Source organism: Sphingomonas sp. SORGH_AS_0870 (assembly GCF_031453175.1).
GTDB lineage: Bacteria > Pseudomonadota > Alphaproteobacteria > Sphingomonadales > Sphingomonadaceae > Sphingomonas.
Map to the genome: position 1 here is coordinate 1,867,958 of NZ_JAVIYW010000002.1, position 16,220 is coordinate 1,884,177.

Below are 16,220 nucleotides of genomic sequence, written 5' to 3' on the forward strand. Positions count from 1 at the left end.
CCGGTCGACAGGCCAGCGCGGCTGGCGGTCATTATGTCACACAACGGCGCCTAAGCCATTTTGGTGGCATCCAAAAATATCATAGGATAGTTTGCCGCCAAAGGACCAGCATCATGGTGATCGAAGAGGATAGCCGCTCGCGTCTCGCCGAGGCGCTGCTCCGCACCGCGCAGGAGGATCGCGCGGCCTTTCGGGAGGTGTATCGCCTGTCGTCGGCGCGACTGTTCGGCATCTGCCTGCGCATCTGCGGTGAACGCCAGGCGGCCGAGGATGTGTTGCAGGACGTCTATCTGACCGTCTGGAAACGTGCGGGCGGCTATGAGCCCGGACCCGCCAGCCCGTTGGCCTGGCTGGCGACGATCGCGCGCAACCGGGCGATCGACTGGCGGCGGGCGCATGGGCGGCACCGGGCCTCGCCGATCGAGGAACAGCCGGTGCTGGTCGACGACGCCCCCATCGCCAGCACGGTCGTCGAGGATGCGCAGGAATCGCATCGCCTGGGCCGCTGCCTCGACGAACTGGAAGGGCGATCGCGGGACGCGATCCGCACCGCCTTTTTCGACGGCTGCACCTATGCCGAACTGGCCGATCGGTCCGCCGTGCCGCTCAGCACCATGAAGACCTGGATTCGCCGCGGCCTGATCCGCCTGAAGGACTGCATGGAGCGATGACACCGCCACCGACCATGACGGGCGACGAACCCGACGCGATGGCCGCCGAACTGGCGCTGGGGCTGTTGGAGGGGGAGGAGCGGGCGACGGCGCTCCGCCGGATGCTGGCCGATCCCGATTTTGCGGCCCAGGCGGCGTGGTGGCGCGATCGTTTCGCGCTCTGGTTCGAGGCCTGGCCTGAAGTCGCGGCTCCGGCGGACGGGCTCGCCCGGCTGGAGGCGACCATCTTCGGCGCGCCGCCGCAGCAGCGGTCGTCGGTCCGGATGTGGCAGGGGCTGGCAGCGCTGTCGGGGCTGGTGGCGGCCTGTCTGTTGCTGTTCGTCGCCATGCGCGGGCCCGAGGTGGCTCCGCCGTCGCCGCTGTTGACGACGATCGTCGCGAACAACGGGGCCGGGCCGATCGCCGCGCTCTATGACCCCGCGACCGGCCGCCTGTCGCTGGACGCCGCTAACCAGCGCCGGGCGGGGCGGAGCGCGCAGCTCTGGATCATCGGGGCGGACGGCGTGCCGCATTCGCTGGGCCTGATGGCGGATCGGGGGGCGACCCGGCTGGCCCTGTCTCGCGCGCTTCGCGACCGGATGCGGGTCGGGGCGACCATCGCCATCTCGATCGAGCCCGTTGGCGGCGCGCCGGGGCCGCTACCCACCGGGCCGGTGGTGGCGACCGGCGCATGGACGCCGGTGTGACGGCAGAAACAGCGCGACGGGTGGGGGCGGACATGCTAGTCGGTGGCATCGCCGGTTTGACGACCGCAAGCGCTGGCGGCTGAGAGACCTTGTGCTCCCGCTTGTCGCGTCGGAGCAACCTGGTGATCCTATTCCTCGACGGACCGGGCGGCGCATGATCGCACGCTTCGTGACCCGCTGGCTTCGGCGGCGCTATTGGCGGCGGATGGGCTGCCCATGAGCCGGCGCCCTTCGAGCATCGAAGACCATGACCGCGCCTATCGCGCGCTGATGGACGGCATCCGCGTGGTGGAGGAACGGATCGCGCCGCTATGGAGCGCCGACCGCCGGGGGCTGTCGGATCGTCACCATATCGTCCGCCACCGGGTGACCGCCAACGGCTTTCGCGAACTCGATGTGTTGCTGGCGCACTGGATCGGGCTGGTTGCCCGCCGGCCGGTCCGCATGACCGAGATCGACGGCTGGCGAGAGGCGCCGCAGGACGATCGGGGCGCTGCGGACATAATCTACACGCCCGCCGAAATCCTGCGGATCGCGGGGGATTACCGACTCGCCGCGCCGCCGCCCCGGATGGCGCATGGTTGCGGAATGGCGGCCTGATCCCCATATCATCGGGGCTTTAGTCGCATATCGACGGTTCTCGGCGCTTTGCGGCCCCCTTTTCCTTCTTTCCCTGCTGCCCGGGCATCCGGGTCCGCCGATCCTCGGCAGACCGTGATCCGAAGGAAATATCATGAGCCAGAACGGCACCGTCAAATTCTTCAACATGGACAAGGGCTATGGCTTCATCGCGCCCGATAATGGCGGCACCGATGCCTTTGTCCATATCTCGGCGGTCGAGCGTGCGGGTATGATTACGCTCCAGCAGAACCAGCGTGTCGGTTACGAGCTGGAGCAGGATCGTCGCGGCAAGATGGCGGCGGTCAACCTGCAACCGGTCGACTGACGCGTATCGATGGCGGGGCCCGATAGTCCGGTCCCGCCTGTTCCTGATGTTGGTGTCGGAAAGGATCCTGCCATGCGTGATTCCGAACTCTATCAGCAGCGTGCCGCCGATTGCCGCGACCAGGCGGCGGCCTCCGACCTGGCCAATGTGCGCGAACGCTGTCTGCGCGCGGAGGCGGCCTGGTCCGCCATGGCGCAACGCTCGCTCCGCACCGAGGCCGCGCGCGACGCGCGGGTCCAGACGGTGACCGCCATCTGCCCGTAAAGGGTGCCTCCGCTGGTTGATCCCCACCATCAAGCCGTGCACAAGCGCGCAAACGCGATCGATCGCGGATGATGGGAAGGGAAAAGTCATGCGCCGTGAACTGGTTACAGCTCTGTTGGCGCTGGCGGCGGCGGCTCCGGCGGGTGCCCGGTCGACCGAGATCCCCCGCATCGCGACCCGCGACGGCCGCCACGCGCTGATCGTCGATGGACGGCCTTTCCTGATGCTGGGTGGGCAGGTCAACAATTCGAGCAACTATGCCGCCGCCCTGCCGCAGGTCTGGCCGGTGCTCGACCGCATCCATGCCAATACCGTCGAGATCCCCGTGGCGTGGCAACAGGTCGAGCCGGAGGAGGGGCGTTTCGACTTTTCCTTCGTCCAGACCCTGCTCGACCAGGCGCGCGCGCATGACAAGCGGGTCGTGCTGCTGTGGTTCGGGACGTGGAAGAACACCTCGCCCGGCTATACCCCCGATTGGGTCAAGCTGGACAATCGCCGCTTTCCCCGGATGAAGACGCGCGACGGCAAGGACCATTACGTCCTGTCGCCGATGTTCCGTTCGACGCTGGAGGCGGACAAGCGCGCCTTCGTCCGGCTGATGACCTATCTGAAGGATCATGATCCGCAGAACACGGTCATCATGGTCCAGCCGGAAAACGAGGTCGGCAGCTATCGCAACCCGCGCGATTATGGACCGGAGGCACAGCGGCTGTTCGCCGGGCCGGTCCCCGCCATGCTGGTCCGCCAGTTGGGCAAGCGGCCGGGGACGTGGAGCGCCGTGTTCGGGACGCAGGCCGACCGCGCCTTCAACACCTGGTATACCGCGCGTTTCATCGATGAGATCGCGGCGGCGGGCAAGGCGGTGAAGCCGCTGCCCATGTACGTCAACGCCGCGCTGGCGGGTCCGTCCAACGTGCCCGACCCCGACGGGGTGGCGAGCGGCGGGCCGCAGCAGGACGTGCTCGACATCTGGAAGGTCGCGGCCCCCGCCATCGATGCCGAGGCCCCCGATATCTATGACCGCGCCAGCGGCAATGTCGCGTTGTATCTCAAGGCCTTTGCCCGGCCCGACAATCCGCTGCTGGTGCCCGAGATCGGCAATGCGCGCGAGTTCGGCCGCTATTTCTACGACGCGCTGGGGCGTGGGGCGATCGGCTTTGCGCCGTTCGGCATGGATGACACCGGCTTCTTCAACTATCCGCTGGGCGCGACGAAGCTCGATGCGGCGACGCTCGATGCCTTTGCCGGGCCTTATGGCGCGGTGGCGGGGGTGATGCGCGACTGGGCGCGGCTGGCGTTCGAGCATCCGACCTGGGGGGCGTCCAAGCCCGACGATGGCGCCGACGTGAAGACGGTGATGGGCGACTGGTCGATCCAGGGCAGCTTCGGCCAGTGGCAGTTCGGGGAGAAAAGCTGGAGCTGGCTCAAGTCCGAGCCCGCCCCCTGGGGGAAGGAGCCGGTCGGCGGGCTGGCGGTGATCCAGCTGTCGCGCGACGAATTCCTGATGACCGCCGACCATGTCCGCGTCCGCTTCGAGCCCGCGACCCCCGATCCCAGGGCGATGGTGCTGCGGGTCGAGGAGGGGCATTTCACCGAGGGCCGCTGGGTGATGGACCGGCTGTGGAATGGCGACCAGACCGATTACGGCATCAACATCGTCGACCGTCCCGTCGTCCTGAAGGTCGTCATGGGGCGCTATCGCTGACCTTGTCCGGGCGCGCGGACGGTTCAGGCGGCGCGGCTCATAAATATGTACCGGCATGACAATTTCGTCAGGCAAGAAAAATTTGCCTGTGCCGATTGAGGCGTCATGGAAAGTCGCTACGCTCGGCCCCTTCCTGGGGTGGGGACGATAATGTTCGGACGTGCGTTACTGGTGACTATGCTGTTGTCGTCGGCAAGTGTTGTGCAGGCGAGCGACAAACCTCTTTACCAGCCGGTGCCGGACTGGGTGAAGCTGGCTCCAACCCCCGATACCAAGAATCTGACGGCGGACAGTCCCGCGACGCTGATCGCCGACGCGCAGGTGCGGCTGGGCGATGGGATGAGCTGGTCCTATTTCGAACAGGCCACGCGCGCCAATTCGGTCCAGGCGCTGTCGCAGGCGGGGACGATCAGCCTGTCCTGGCAACCCGCGCATGGCGATCTGATCATCCACGGCGTCGACATCATCCGCGACGGGGAGCGGATCGATGCGCTGAAAGGCAAGCAGTTCACCGTCCTGCGCCGCGAACAGGGGCTGGAGCGGATGTCGATGGACGGGATGCTCACCGCGACGCTGGCGGTCGAGGGGTTGCGGGAGGGCGACATACTCGACGTGCGCGCATCGCGTACCGTCAAGGACCCCAGCCTGATGGGCAACAGCATGGGCAATGCGCCGTTGCTGGCGCAACCGGTCAAGATCGGTTTTTCGCGCGCGCGCCTGCTCTGGCCGCAGAAATCGGCGGTCCAGTGGCGCGCCTATCTGACCGGAGCCGATCCCGTGGTCGGCGATGCCAATGGCTGGCATGAACTGGTCTTCGCCCAGCCTTTCCCGCGCCAGCCCGACATCGCCCCGCAGGCGCCGGGACGCTATGCACGGCCCGGCTTTGTCGAGGCTTCGACCTTCGCCGACTGGCCGAGCGTGTCGAAAGTCGCGGTGACGCTTTACAAGACCGACGGACTGATCCCGGCGGGCAGTCCGCTCGCCGTCGAGGTCGCCCGGATCGCCGCCGCCGAAAAGGACCCCCGCCACCGTGTCGCCGCCGCCCTGGCGCTGGTGCAGGGCAAGGTCCGTTATCTGTTCAACGGCATGAACAACGGCAACTATGTCCCGCAGAAACCGACCGAAACCTGGTCGCTTCGCTATGGCGACTGCAAGGCCAAGACGCTGCTGCTCCTCGCCATGCTCCACGAACTGGGGATCGAGGCGGAACCCGCGCTCGCCAATATGGAGGGGGGCGACATGGTGTCGCGGCGGCTGCCTTCGTTCGCGGCGTTCAACCATATCTTCGTCGTCGCGACGGTCAGCGGCGAGAAGCTGTGGCTCGACGGGACGGGCGCGGGCACCCAATATGAGGATCTGGGCGACAGCCTGCCGTTCCGCTGGGTCCTGCCGCTGCGGGCCGAGGGCGCGCAGCTGGTCGAAATGCCCAGTCGCGCCCCCGCGCGCCCCGAAATGGAGGCGACGCTCAATGTCGACCAGCGCGGCGGCCTGAACATCGCCGCCCCCGCCGACATCCGCATGACCTTTCGCGGCGGTGTCGCCGGGCAGATCAAGACGCTGGCCAGCGGGCTGGACAAGCAGAAGCTGCGCGAATTGTTCGGCCATGTCGCCCCGCGCGGCGGGGAGGACCGCATCGTCCTGACCGACAGCAACGTCACGTTCGACGATGCGGCGGGCACGGCGACGGTGGCGCTGAGCGGGATCGCGAACCCGTCCTGGAATTACGCGCAGCGCCGCTATAGCGACCAGACCGAGAATTTCTCCAATCTCCGCCTGCCCGACCGCTCGCGCGAGGCGTGGAAGGATGTTCCCGTCGCGACGGGCAATCCCAGCCATGCGCTGCTCACCTATTCGGTCCGCCTGCCCGGCGATGGACAGGGCTTCGAGATCGAAGGGCCCGCGACCCTCGACGCGGCGCTGCCCGGCGGGCGGGTCAAGACGACCACGACCCTGGCGGGCCCGTTGCTGACGGTGCGGACCGAGCGCCTGACCAGCGGCGCCGAGATCGCGCCCGCCGACTTCCCGGCCGAACGGACGCGGCTGGCGGAATTGCGCAACAAGCGGATGATGGTGCGGACCCAGCCCGGCTATCCCGGCCCGTGGCGCGGGATCGAAGCGGCACGGCGTGCGCATCTGTATGACACGGTGCTCCAGCGTTATGCCTCGCTGATCGCCGAGCGGCCCGACGATCCCGAACGCTATGCCGCCCGCGCGCAGTTCCAGAGCCATATCCTTGACCGCCAGCAGGCGCTGGCCGACTGGAACAAGGCGATCGCCATCCAGGCGAGCGCGCCCTATCTCTTCGACCGCGCCAATGTGCATCTGGCGCTGGGCGATCGGGCGTCGGCCATCGCCGACCTGAAGGCGGCGCGCGATCTGGACCCCGGCAATATCGGTTATCTCCAGCGTCTGGGCCTGGTGATGGCGCGGGCGGGGCAGGGCGATGCCGCGCTCGCGATGATCGAGCCGCAGGTCGAGGAAGGCGGCGAGAACCTGACCGGCGTCCTGATGGCCAAGGCCGAGGTGCTGGCAGCGGCGGGCAAGGGCGACGCCGCGCTGGCCGCGATCGACCAGGCAATGGAGCGCGAGCCCGACAATGGCCGTCTGCTCAACGAACGCTGCTGGACGGCGGGGACGCTGAACTTCGGGCTGGAAACCGCGCTCGCCAACTGCAACCGCGCGATCGAGATGGGCGGACAGATCAGCGCGATGGCGCTCGACAGCCGGGCGATGGTGTATTTTCGCCAGAACGACCAGGCGCGCGCGCTGACCGACCTGAACGCCGCGCTCGACCAGCGTCCTGAGAGCGCGGAGAGCCTGTTCATGCGCGGCGTCGTCCTGACCCGGCTGGGCAAGGCGAGCGAGGCGGCCGCCGATCTGCGCGACGCCCGGCTGCTCGATCCGCAGGTCGATGCGACCTATGCCCGCTGGGGGATCAAGCCCTGAACCTGAAACAGCGGGTCGGGCCTTTGCCATAGACCCGCCCCGCAACGCCGACAGCGTTTCTTCCCAGCCGGACGGTCCGCCGTCCGGCTTTTTTCGTACATCCACCAATAAATAAAGAAATTTTCGATTGACTGAATATCGTATAATGTAGTTGGCAGAAACGGGAGAACAGACGCAAAATTGCTCGGAAGGGGGCATCTAACATGGTATATGGCAGAAACTGGCGGCGATCGGCCGCTTTGGTTGCGCTGGCGACCGGATTGGTGACGGCGAACGGCGCGGCGGCGCAGCAGACGCGGTTGAGCAATCCCGATGACGCGGCGGCGGGCGAGGACGTCGTCGTCACCGGCACGCGCATCAAGCGTCCCGACCTGACCAGCAACAGCCCGCTGACCAGCGTCAGCTCGCAGGAACTGACCCTTCAGGGCACCAACAATATCGAGAACGCGCTCAACCGCCTGCCGCAGTTCACGGCGGACGCGAACGAGAATGTCTCGAACGGGTCGAACGGCACCGCGCAGATCAACCTGCGCAACCTCGGCTCGAACCGCGTGCTGACGCTGGTCAACGGCCAGCGCCTGTTGCCGACCCAGGCGATGGACCTCAACTTCATCCCCTCCGCCATCGTGGAGCGGGTCGATGTCGTCACCGGCGGCGCGTCGGCGGTCTATGGTTCGGACGCGCTGTCGGGCGTGGTCAACTTCATCCTGCGCGACAAGCTGGACGGCTTCCGCCTGGATGCGCAGACCAGCATCGCCGACCACACCAACGACAACCAGTTCCTGCGCGGGATCGTGTCGGCGCGCGGCTATCAGACCGCACCCGAACATGTGTTCGACGGCGCCAAGCAGGACATCAACGCCGCGTTCGGCAAGACGATGCTCGACGGGCGGCTCAACATCACCGTCTTCGGCGGCTATCGCCATACCGAGCCGGTGCTCCAGTCGACCCGCGACGTGTCGGCCTGCGCGCTCAACAGCGAACTGACGACCTTCAGCTGTGGCGGGTCGAGCAACACCCCCTATGGCACCTTCACGCCGCTCGCCGGTCCGCTGGCAGGTCAGAAGCTGACCAACAGCAAGGACGGCACCAAGACCTGGGTGCCCTATGACAACAGCTACACCTATAATTACGCGCCGCTGAACTATATCCAGCGCAGCGGCGAGCGGTACAATGCCGGTGCGTTCCTCCACCTCGACATCTCGAAGGCGGCGGAAATCTATGGCAGCTTCATGTACATGGACGACCGCAGCTTCTCGCAGGTCGCTCCCTCCGCGCTCTGGTTCGGCCAGACCTATGCCGTGACCTGCAACAACCCGCTGATGAGCGCCAGCCAGCAACAGGCGCTGTGCGGCGCCGCCGCCGGCACCGCGACGACGCAGAACACGCTGGTCGGCTATCGCCTCGGCGGCAGCGGCACCCTGCCGCGTCGCGACGACCTCCAGCATCATTACTACCGCTCGATGGTCGGTGTGCGCGGCGATATCGGCCACGGCTTCAACTATGACGTCAGCGTTCTGCGCTCGGCCGCGCATTATGACGAGCAGTATATGAACGACGTCAATGTCGTGAAGGCGCAGCGCGCGCTGCTCGCCGTGCCGGACGGCAAGGGCGGGGCGGTCTGCCAGTCGGTGCTCAACGGCACCGATACCGCCTGTACCCCGATCAACGTCTTCCAGGCGGGCGGTCTGACCGGCCAGCAGGCGCAGTATCTCTACGCGCCGACGACGACCTGGGGCCGCTATGGCCTGAACGTCGTCTCGGGCTCGATCTCGGGCGATCTGGGCACGTTCGGCATCACCAGCCCCTGGGCGCGCGACGGCGTCGGCATCGTGCTGGGCGGCGAGCATCGTCGTGAGACGCTATATTTCACCGGCGACGAGGTGGCCAAGCAGGCGGGCACGCAGGACTCGGACGGCATCATCGCGGTCAATGAGGGCTTCGGCGAGATCGAGATCCCGATCGTGCAGGACTCCGCGATCGGCAAGTCGCTGACGCTCAACGGCGGTTTCCGCTATTCGGCCTATAAGAACAACCAGCGTTCGACCGGCTATTCGTCGCGGTACAACGCCTTCACCTATAAGGGCGAGCTCAGCTGGCAGGTGATCGACCCGATCCGCCTGCGCGCCAGCTTCAACCATGCGATCCGCGCGCCCAATATCAGCGAGCTGTTCTCCAACCTGTCGCTGGGCAATGTCAACGCTCAGGACCCGTGCGCTGGTGCGAAGCCGACCGCCTCGCTGTCCGCCTGCCAGCTGACCGGCGTGACCGCGGCGCAGTATAACAGCCGCCTCGTCATCGAATGTCCGTCGGACCAGTGCACCGGCCAGTCGGGCGGCAACCGCAACCTGAAGCCGGAAACGGCCGACACCTATACGGCGGGCATCGTCCTGACGCCGGGTGGCGGGCGCAACCTGTCGGTGTCGATCGATTACTTCAACATCAAGGTGAAGGACTATATCGGCACGATCGATACGAACACGATCATCAGCCAGTGCTTCTCGACCGGTAGCCCCTATTATTGCGGGCTGTTCCACCGCGATCCGGTGACCGGCTCGATCTTTGGCACGGGCTATGTCACCTCGACGACGCTCAACACCGGCTATCTGCGCACCTCGGGCCTCGACCTGGCGGCCAATGCGATGGTGCCGATCGGCAATCTGGGTCGCCTCTATGCCGACTTCATCGGCACCTATCTGTTCGAACAGGCGACGCAGCCGCTGCCGACCGGCGACAGCTATGACTGCAAGGGGCTGTTCGGCTATGCCTGCGGCCAGCCCAATCCGGTCTGGCGCCACAATCTGCGCGTGACGTGGAAGCCCGATGCCAAGACCAGCCTGTCGTTCAACTGGCGCTACATCGACAAGACCAAGCTGTCGACGACCTCCAGCAACAGCTTCCTGACCGGCGCGGCCGATCCGATCGACTCGCGCCTGCCCGCCTATAGCTATTTCGACCTGACGGCGGGGGTCGAGGTCGATCGCAACCTGACGCTGCGGATCGGTGCGAACAACCTGCTGGACAAGAGCCCGCCCGCCCTCGCTTCGGGTGTGCTGAACCTGTTCGGCAACGGCAACACCTATCCGGGCGTCTATGACGTGCTGGGCCGCCGCATCTTCGTGGGGGCGACCGTCAAGTTCTGACGATCGTCTTTGCCGGAATAAGAACGGGCTCCTTCCACCGATGTGGAAGGAGCCCGAAGTTTGTCGGGAGAGGATGGCGGAGCCGATCGGCTCCGCCGGGCCTGCCGAAGCAGAGGGTCAGAACGTTCCGCGCAGACCGATCAGGAACTGGCGGCCGGGCTTGTACTGGGTGAAGGTGGCGTTCTCGAACTGGAAATAGGACCGCAGCGTCGCGTTGGTGAAGTTGGCGACGTTGATGGTCAGCTGCGGCGCGCCGGGCATGCCGAACAGCTTGTCCAGGTCGAAGGACGACGAGAAGTCATAGGTGGTGAAGTCGGTGCCGAACAGCGCGGCATTGGGAATGCCGTTCTGCGCCGCGCCGCTATTCTGCGCGCCCTGACGCGAGGTGGTGGCGACGCGCAGCATCACGCCGTTCTTCTCGTAATAGCCGGTGATGTTGTAGGTGAAGGGCGCGACGCCGAACGCCACGGCGGGGCCGTCGCTGCGCTGGTCGACGATGGTGGCGTTGGCGTTGAAGCCGAAGCCGGTGATGCCGATCGCGCGGGTCAGGAAGTCGAGCGGCTGGACCCACTGGAATTCCAGGCCGTTGATGGTCAGCTTGTTGGGCACGTTGACCTGCGAGGTGACCTGCACCTGCGCCTGGTTGGGCCCGCCGCGCGCGTTGATCGCGATCTGCTGCGTCGAGTTCAGCGTGTCATAGGTGATGCCATATTGCGCCAGGTTCGAGAAGGGCACCGTCGAGATCGCGGTCGTTGTGAAGCCCTCGATCGACTTGCGGAAGGCGTTGAAGCTGATCACGCCCTCCCGCCCGGTATAATATTCGAAGCCCAGGTCCAGATTGGTCGACAGATAGGGCGCCAGCGCCGGATTGCCGATCGAGGCCTGGTCGGCCGAGGGGGCGCCGAAATTGACGCCCGGCAGCTGTGCCGACGGATCGGGACGGGTCATCGTCCGCGAGCCCGCGACACGCACCACCGCATGCTCGCCAATGTCATAGGCCAGCGTCGCGGCGGGCAGCCATTCCGAATAGACGTTGCGCGTGTTGGCGATGTTCACGATGCTGGGATAGCGGCTGCCATCGGGCAGCGAGGCGCCCGAGGCGGTCGTGTTGCGCGGATCGGGCAGCGAGACGCGGCCCGAAATCGTCTGGATCGTGTTGACGTAGCGCACGCCGACATTGAAGCGCAGCGTGTTGCCGCCCAGTTCCTGCGCGCCGTTGACGGTCGCGAAGGCCGACTTGACGATCTCGCGGATATAGCCCGCGCTCGCGCCGGTGTTCGCGCCGCCATTTTCGGGGGCGTTGTCGTGATAGAATTGATAGTTGCTCGCCTTGGCGAAGGCGGGCCAGTTGACCGTCACGAACCCGGCCGGCCCCGGCATCAGATAGCTCGACGCCGCGCTGTTGGGGATCAGCGACCCGCCATAGCTGACCGGCCCGCTCATGCCCGCCGTATAGCCGGTGCCATAGCCCGGATAGGTGGGATAGCCGGCGGGCGCCGCGCCGGGCGCGTTCAGGCCCTCGCAGGGTGGCTGCGAATTGGGGGAGGGGACCGCGACGTTGGGATTGTTGCCGCACACCGCGTTCTGCCAATATTGGCTGTTGTCGAAGCCCCGGATGCGCCGCGCGGTATTGTCGAACGCGCCGCCGATCTTCACGTTGAGCGCGGTGTCGCCCCAGGTCAGGTCGCCGCGCATCCCCTTGTTGATGTATAGCCGCCGCTCGTCCTGGAGGTTGACGCGGCTGCCCGCATTCCAGCCGAAATTCTTCGGATCGTTCAGGTCGAGCGCGCTGGTGATCGTCGGGATGCCGCCGTCGTTCGAATAGGTGACGGTGTTGCCGGCGCCCAGCGGGGTGGTCATGCCGACGGTCGGGCTTTCGCGGTGGAAGGTCGAGCGCGCGTAATTGCCCTGGATGTTCAGCTTGAGCTTGTCGTTGATCTCCCACTCGCCGCCGGGATTGACGCTGAACAGGTGCGTCGTCTCGGTATAGGGGCGGAATTCGTTGAAGAACTGGACATTGGCGAAGGTGCCGCCGGTCACGGTGCAGCCCGCGCTGCAATCCGCCTTGTCGAAGGTCAGGTTGGTCGGGATGATCGCGCCGTTGCGGACGATCCACGCCATGTTCTCGCGGGTCAGCTCGTTCTTCTTGAAGCCGTACAGGCCGTCAATGTAGAAATGCAGCTGGTCGGTGGGGCGATATTCGGCGCTGACGATCGCGTTGATGCGGTCGCGGGGCCCGCGGATGCTGGTGACGCGACCCAGGCGCGGCAGCAGGCCGTTGTCGATCTGCTGGATGGTCGCGCCCGGATTGTTGGCGAGCAGGAAGTTGCGGTCGATCGTCGTGCCTGCGACCAGGCCACCGCCCGCGCCCGCGGGTACGACCGACGGGATCGTCCAGTTGCCGCCGCCGGTGCTGTTGCATCCGCTGGTCGCGCCGCATTGCGCGGCGGTCAGCGCGGGGTTGGTATAGCCGATCGTCTCGAAGCCGCGCGTGTCGGTGAACAGCCGCTGCGCCGAGACGCCCGCCAGGATGCCGACGGTGTCGTTGCGCCAGCTGCCGATCAGCGATCCGCGCGCCCCGATCCGGTCCTCGGGCGTCTGGTTGGACGCCTGGACGTTATAGGCGACGAACGAGGTCTGGCGATCGAAGGGCCGCGCCGAGCGCAGGTCGATGTTGCCCGCCGCGCCGCCTTCGAGCAGGTCGGCGGTATAGCTCTTGTTCACGGTCAGCTTGGTGAACAGGTCGGTCGGGAAGAAGCTGAGGTCGACCGAGCGGTCGGTGCCTTGCGCGTCGGTCGCGCCCGAGGAGGCGACGGCGATCGGCGCACCGTTCAGCGTGACGTTGGTGAAGTTCGACCCCAGGCCGCGAATGGCGACGTTGGTGCCTTCGCCGGTCACGTCGCGGGTGATGGTCACGCCCGGAATGCGGTTGAAGGACTCGGCGATGTTGGTGTCGGGGAACTTGCCGATATCCTCGGCGAAGATCGAATCGGTAAAGCCGGTCGAGGCCCGCTTGGCGTTGGTCGACTTGGCCAGGCTCGAGCGATAGCCGGTGACGACGATGTCCTCGCTCGTCGTGCCCTGGGTCTGGTCGGTCTGCGGCGCGGGGGGCGTCGACGGGCCATTGTCCTGGCCGTCGGCGGGAACCTGTTCCTGCGGCGGCGGCACCGCCTGGGCGAGCGCGGTCGAAGCGCTCATGGCACCGGCGGCGGTCGCGCACAGCAGGGCCAGGCGGCGCAGGCGGATGGGGGGCACAGTCCTCATGTCAGGTCCTCTCGGTCGGTCCGCTGCCCTTCGCCGGGACATGCGGCTATTCGAATATTGATGGCGGTCGGGGCGATCAGGCGTCGGGCGAGCGGTGCGGCAAGGCGGCGGCCGATGATGCGGGCCGCGTGACGCCCGATCGGGTCGGGCATGATGATGCCATGGATGTCATTCCGCTTCCCCTCACAACCGTCTGATGCGGCTTCGTTGATAGCGGTATCGTCAGGCCTATTGGTCTGTAAGTCAAATGAAATTGGCTAGACCAAAGCATCCCGGCGAAGATTCTTGCCCGTCTGCAAGCTGTTATCGATTGCGGGCCGGCGTTCGCGGGCACCGTGATCGCGGCGCGGTCGTCGCAGGGATCTGTAAGGCGGGCCGGTCATGCCGTCCGCCGGCTCCGACGCCCTACAGGCGGCCGGACCAAAGGCGTCGCGATGGTCCGGCCTCGTTCCGCCTCCGGTCAGTGCGCCTGGCCCGGCGCGTAGGGAAAGCTCCGCGCCTTGTACCAGGCCAGGTCATGCTCGGGCGCGCGGACCCCGGCGGGGAGGGGGCGATGGTTGACCGACATCCAATAGGCCAGGCTCGCGTCGCGCCACCACCGGGCTTCCTTTTCCTGGATGGCGAGATAGGTCGCGGTCTTCTGCCAGCGTTCGGCATCGATTTTGGGACGCAGCATGTCCCATTGCCGCTGCATCTGGCCGACATAGGCAACGCCGCGATCATAATGCGCGACCATCTCGTCCCACAGAGTGCGCCCGCTCGCCATGCGGCGATCCCAGGGCAGGTGGTGGAACCAGAGCAGCATCGACTCGGGCGTCGTTGCCGGGTCGGCGAAGGCCTTGGCGACCGGCGCGGCATATTGGCCGATCGCATTGCTGCCCTTGGCGGTCCGGTCGAAGCCGATGCCGCCCGCATCGGCGCGGTGATAATAGGCCGGGTTCCATTCGGGGCGCGCCAGATCGGCCACCCATGGCCCCGGCCCGTAATGATGGCCGGTCGCCATCAGATGCGCGAGGCCGAGCGGGCCGGTATAGTCGACCACCGCCTCGCGCGATCCCATCATCATCGCGGTGACCGTGTCGACCACCTGACCGTCGGTGCCGAAGGTCTGCTCGGCCCAGTCGCGCGCAATGGCCTGCGCCGACAGGTCGGGGTCCCATGCGAGGCGGCCGAAGGCGTACCAATTGGCCTGGTTGAAGGTCGATCCGCTCCAGTCGCGGTCGCGCCCGATATTGGCGACGCCCGCCATGCCCGAAAGCGCATGATGCTCCGCCGCGCCGTCGACCACATCGGCGACCGTCTCGCCCGGCTTCCACCCGGTCTTCGCGTCGAGGACCTCGGTGAACAGCGGGCCGAGATAGGCGAGATGGGTCGCGAAGCCGAGATATTCCTTGGTGATCTGGAACTCGATCATCAGGGGCGTGCGCGGCATCGCGCCGAATAGCGGGTGGAAGGGCTCGCGCGGCTGGAAGTCGATCGCGCCGTTCTTGACCTGCACCAGCACATTGTCGGCGAACTTGCCGTCCAGCGGCTTGAACTCGGTATAGGCTTGTTTCGCGCGATCCTCGGGATCGGTCTCCGCATAGACGAAGGCGCGCCACATCACGATGCCGCCATGGGGTTTGACGGCGGCGGCCAGCATGTTGGCGCCGTCCGCATGGCTGGCCCCGTAATCGCGCGGGCCCGGCTGCCCCTCGCTATTGGCCTTGACCAGAAAGCCGCCGAAATCGGGGATGGCGCGATAGATCTCGTCCGCCTTGGCCTTCCACCAGGCCGCCACCGCCGGATCGCGCGGATCGGCGGTCTTCAGTCCGCCCAACTCGATCGGCGTGGAGAATTTGACCGACAGATAGACACGGATGCCCCAGGGGCGGAAGACATCGGCCAGCGCCGCCGCCTTGGCGATATAGGGCGCGGTCAGGCTGTCGGCCTTGGCGTTGACGTTGTTCAGGACGGTGCCGTTGATCCCGATCGAGGCGTTGGCGCGGGCATAGTCGGTATAGCGCGGATCGCGGAAGTCGGGCAGCGTCCACCAGTCCCATAGCGACTGGCCCGCATAGCCGCGCTCGATCGAGCCATCGAGATTGTCCCAATGGTTCAGCACGCGCAGCTTCACCTTGGGCGCGGACCGCAGCTCGACCCGATCGGCCGTTCCGCCGGTGGCGAGATGGCGGAGCAGCGCAAAGGCACCGTAGAGCGCGCCGCGATCGCTGTTGCCCGCGACCAGAAGCATGGTCCGGCCCTGCAACGTCACCGGGCGGACCAGATACCCTTCCTCGCCCAGCCCGCCGAAATTCAGCCGCAGCGTGCGAAGGGCGGGGTCCGATGCGGTCGCCACCATGACGGGCGGCATGCCCGAGGGCAGGGCGCGCCTCAGTTCGGAGCCCGCCAGTTCCAGCGTCGGGGATGTGCCCGACACTCTGACATCCGCCCGCCCGACCGAAGGTGCGGCGGTGCGCAGCCACAGCGCATAGCCATCGTCCGCCATCGCCGGAAAGGGCAATGCCACCAAGGATAGGGACAGCGCGGTGGCCCATGCGCGAATCCGTTTCATGCCATGCTCTCCCGATGTGTCGGCGATTGACAAGCCGACGC

At 66.5% G+C, this 16,220-nt stretch carries 11 protein-coding genes; 8 read left to right on the forward strand and 3 right to left on the reverse strand.

What is annotated here, in order from left to right; translation table 11 throughout:
- Nucleotides 1-113: 113 nt before the first annotated feature.
- From QE363_RS09085 to QE363_RS09120, 8 genes are all read left to right on the forward strand, one after another.
- Entirely contained in the window at nt 114-671 is a 558-nt protein-coding gene (locus tag QE363_RS09085) for a sigma-70 family RNA polymerase sigma factor (protein ID WP_309694562.1), read from the forward strand.
- The gene (locus QE363_RS09090; RefSeq protein WP_309694563.1) at nt 668-1,357 is read left to right on the forward strand and encodes an anti-sigma factor domain-containing protein; all 690 of its coding nucleotides are present in this window, start codon (nt 668-670) and stop codon (nt 1,355-1,357) included. The genes QE363_RS09085 and QE363_RS09090 overlap by 4 nt, the downstream gene beginning before the upstream one ends.
- 216 nt (nt 1,358-1,573) lie before the next feature.
- A complete protein-coding gene (locus QE363_RS09095) occupies nt 1,574-1,957 on the forward strand; it encodes a hypothetical protein (RefSeq protein ID WP_309694565.1) in 384 nt (127 codons plus the stop codon).
- 133 nt (nt 1,958-2,090) lie between these two features.
- Nucleotides 2,091-2,303: a cold-shock protein gene (locus tag QE363_RS09100; protein ID WP_307098012.1), complete on the forward strand. Its 213-nt coding sequence runs from the start codon at nt 2,091-2,093 to the stop codon at nt 2,301-2,303.
- A 72-nt stretch (nt 2,304-2,375) separates the two neighbouring features.
- Nucleotides 2,376-2,567 (forward strand): hypothetical protein, encoded by a 192-nt coding sequence (locus QE363_RS09105; RefSeq protein ID WP_307098013.1) that lies wholly within the window; start codon nt 2,376-2,378, stop codon nt 2,565-2,567.
- An 88-nt stretch (nt 2,568-2,655) separates the two neighbouring features.
- Nucleotides 2,656-4,272: a DUF5597 domain-containing protein gene (locus QE363_RS09110; protein ID WP_309694568.1), complete on the forward strand. Its 1,617-nt coding sequence runs from the start codon at nt 2,656-2,658 to the stop codon at nt 4,270-4,272.
- 177 nt (nt 4,273-4,449) lie between these two features.
- Nucleotides 4,450-7,218 carry a DUF3857 domain-containing protein gene (locus QE363_RS09115; protein WP_309698161.1) on the forward strand — a complete coding sequence of 923 codons (2,769 nt, stop codon included), beginning with the start codon at nt 4,450-4,452 and terminating at the stop codon, nt 7,216-7,218.
- Nucleotides 7,219-7,421: 203 nt separating this feature from the next.
- Nucleotides 7,422-10,361 (forward strand): TonB-dependent receptor domain-containing protein, encoded by a 2,940-nt coding sequence (locus tag QE363_RS09120; RefSeq protein ID WP_309694570.1) that lies wholly within the window; start codon nt 7,422-7,424, stop codon nt 10,359-10,361.
- 117 nt (nt 10,362-10,478) lie between these two features.
- Here QE363_RS09120 and QE363_RS09125 read toward each other — a convergent pair whose 3' ends face one another.
- From QE363_RS09125 to QE363_RS09135, 3 genes are all read right to left on the reverse strand, one after another.
- The gene (locus QE363_RS09125; RefSeq protein WP_307098017.1) at nt 10,479-13,625 is read right to left on the reverse strand and encodes a TonB-dependent receptor; all 3,147 of its coding nucleotides are present in this window, start codon (nt 13,623-13,625) and stop codon (nt 10,479-10,481) included.
- On the reverse strand, nt 13,622-13,777 hold the full coding sequence (locus QE363_RS09130) for a hypothetical protein (protein WP_309694574.1): 156 nt from the start codon (nt 13,775-13,777) through the stop codon (nt 13,622-13,624). Before QE363_RS09130 ends, QE363_RS09125 begins: the two co-directional genes overlap by 4 nt.
- A gap of 308 nt (nt 13,778-14,085) precedes the next feature.
- Nucleotides 14,086-16,179, reverse strand: coding sequence for an alpha-glucuronidase family glycosyl hydrolase (locus QE363_RS09135; protein ID WP_309694576.1), 2,094 nt, complete (start codon nt 16,177-16,179; stop codon nt 14,086-14,088).
- Between the last annotated feature and the right edge of the window lie 41 nt (nt 16,180-16,220).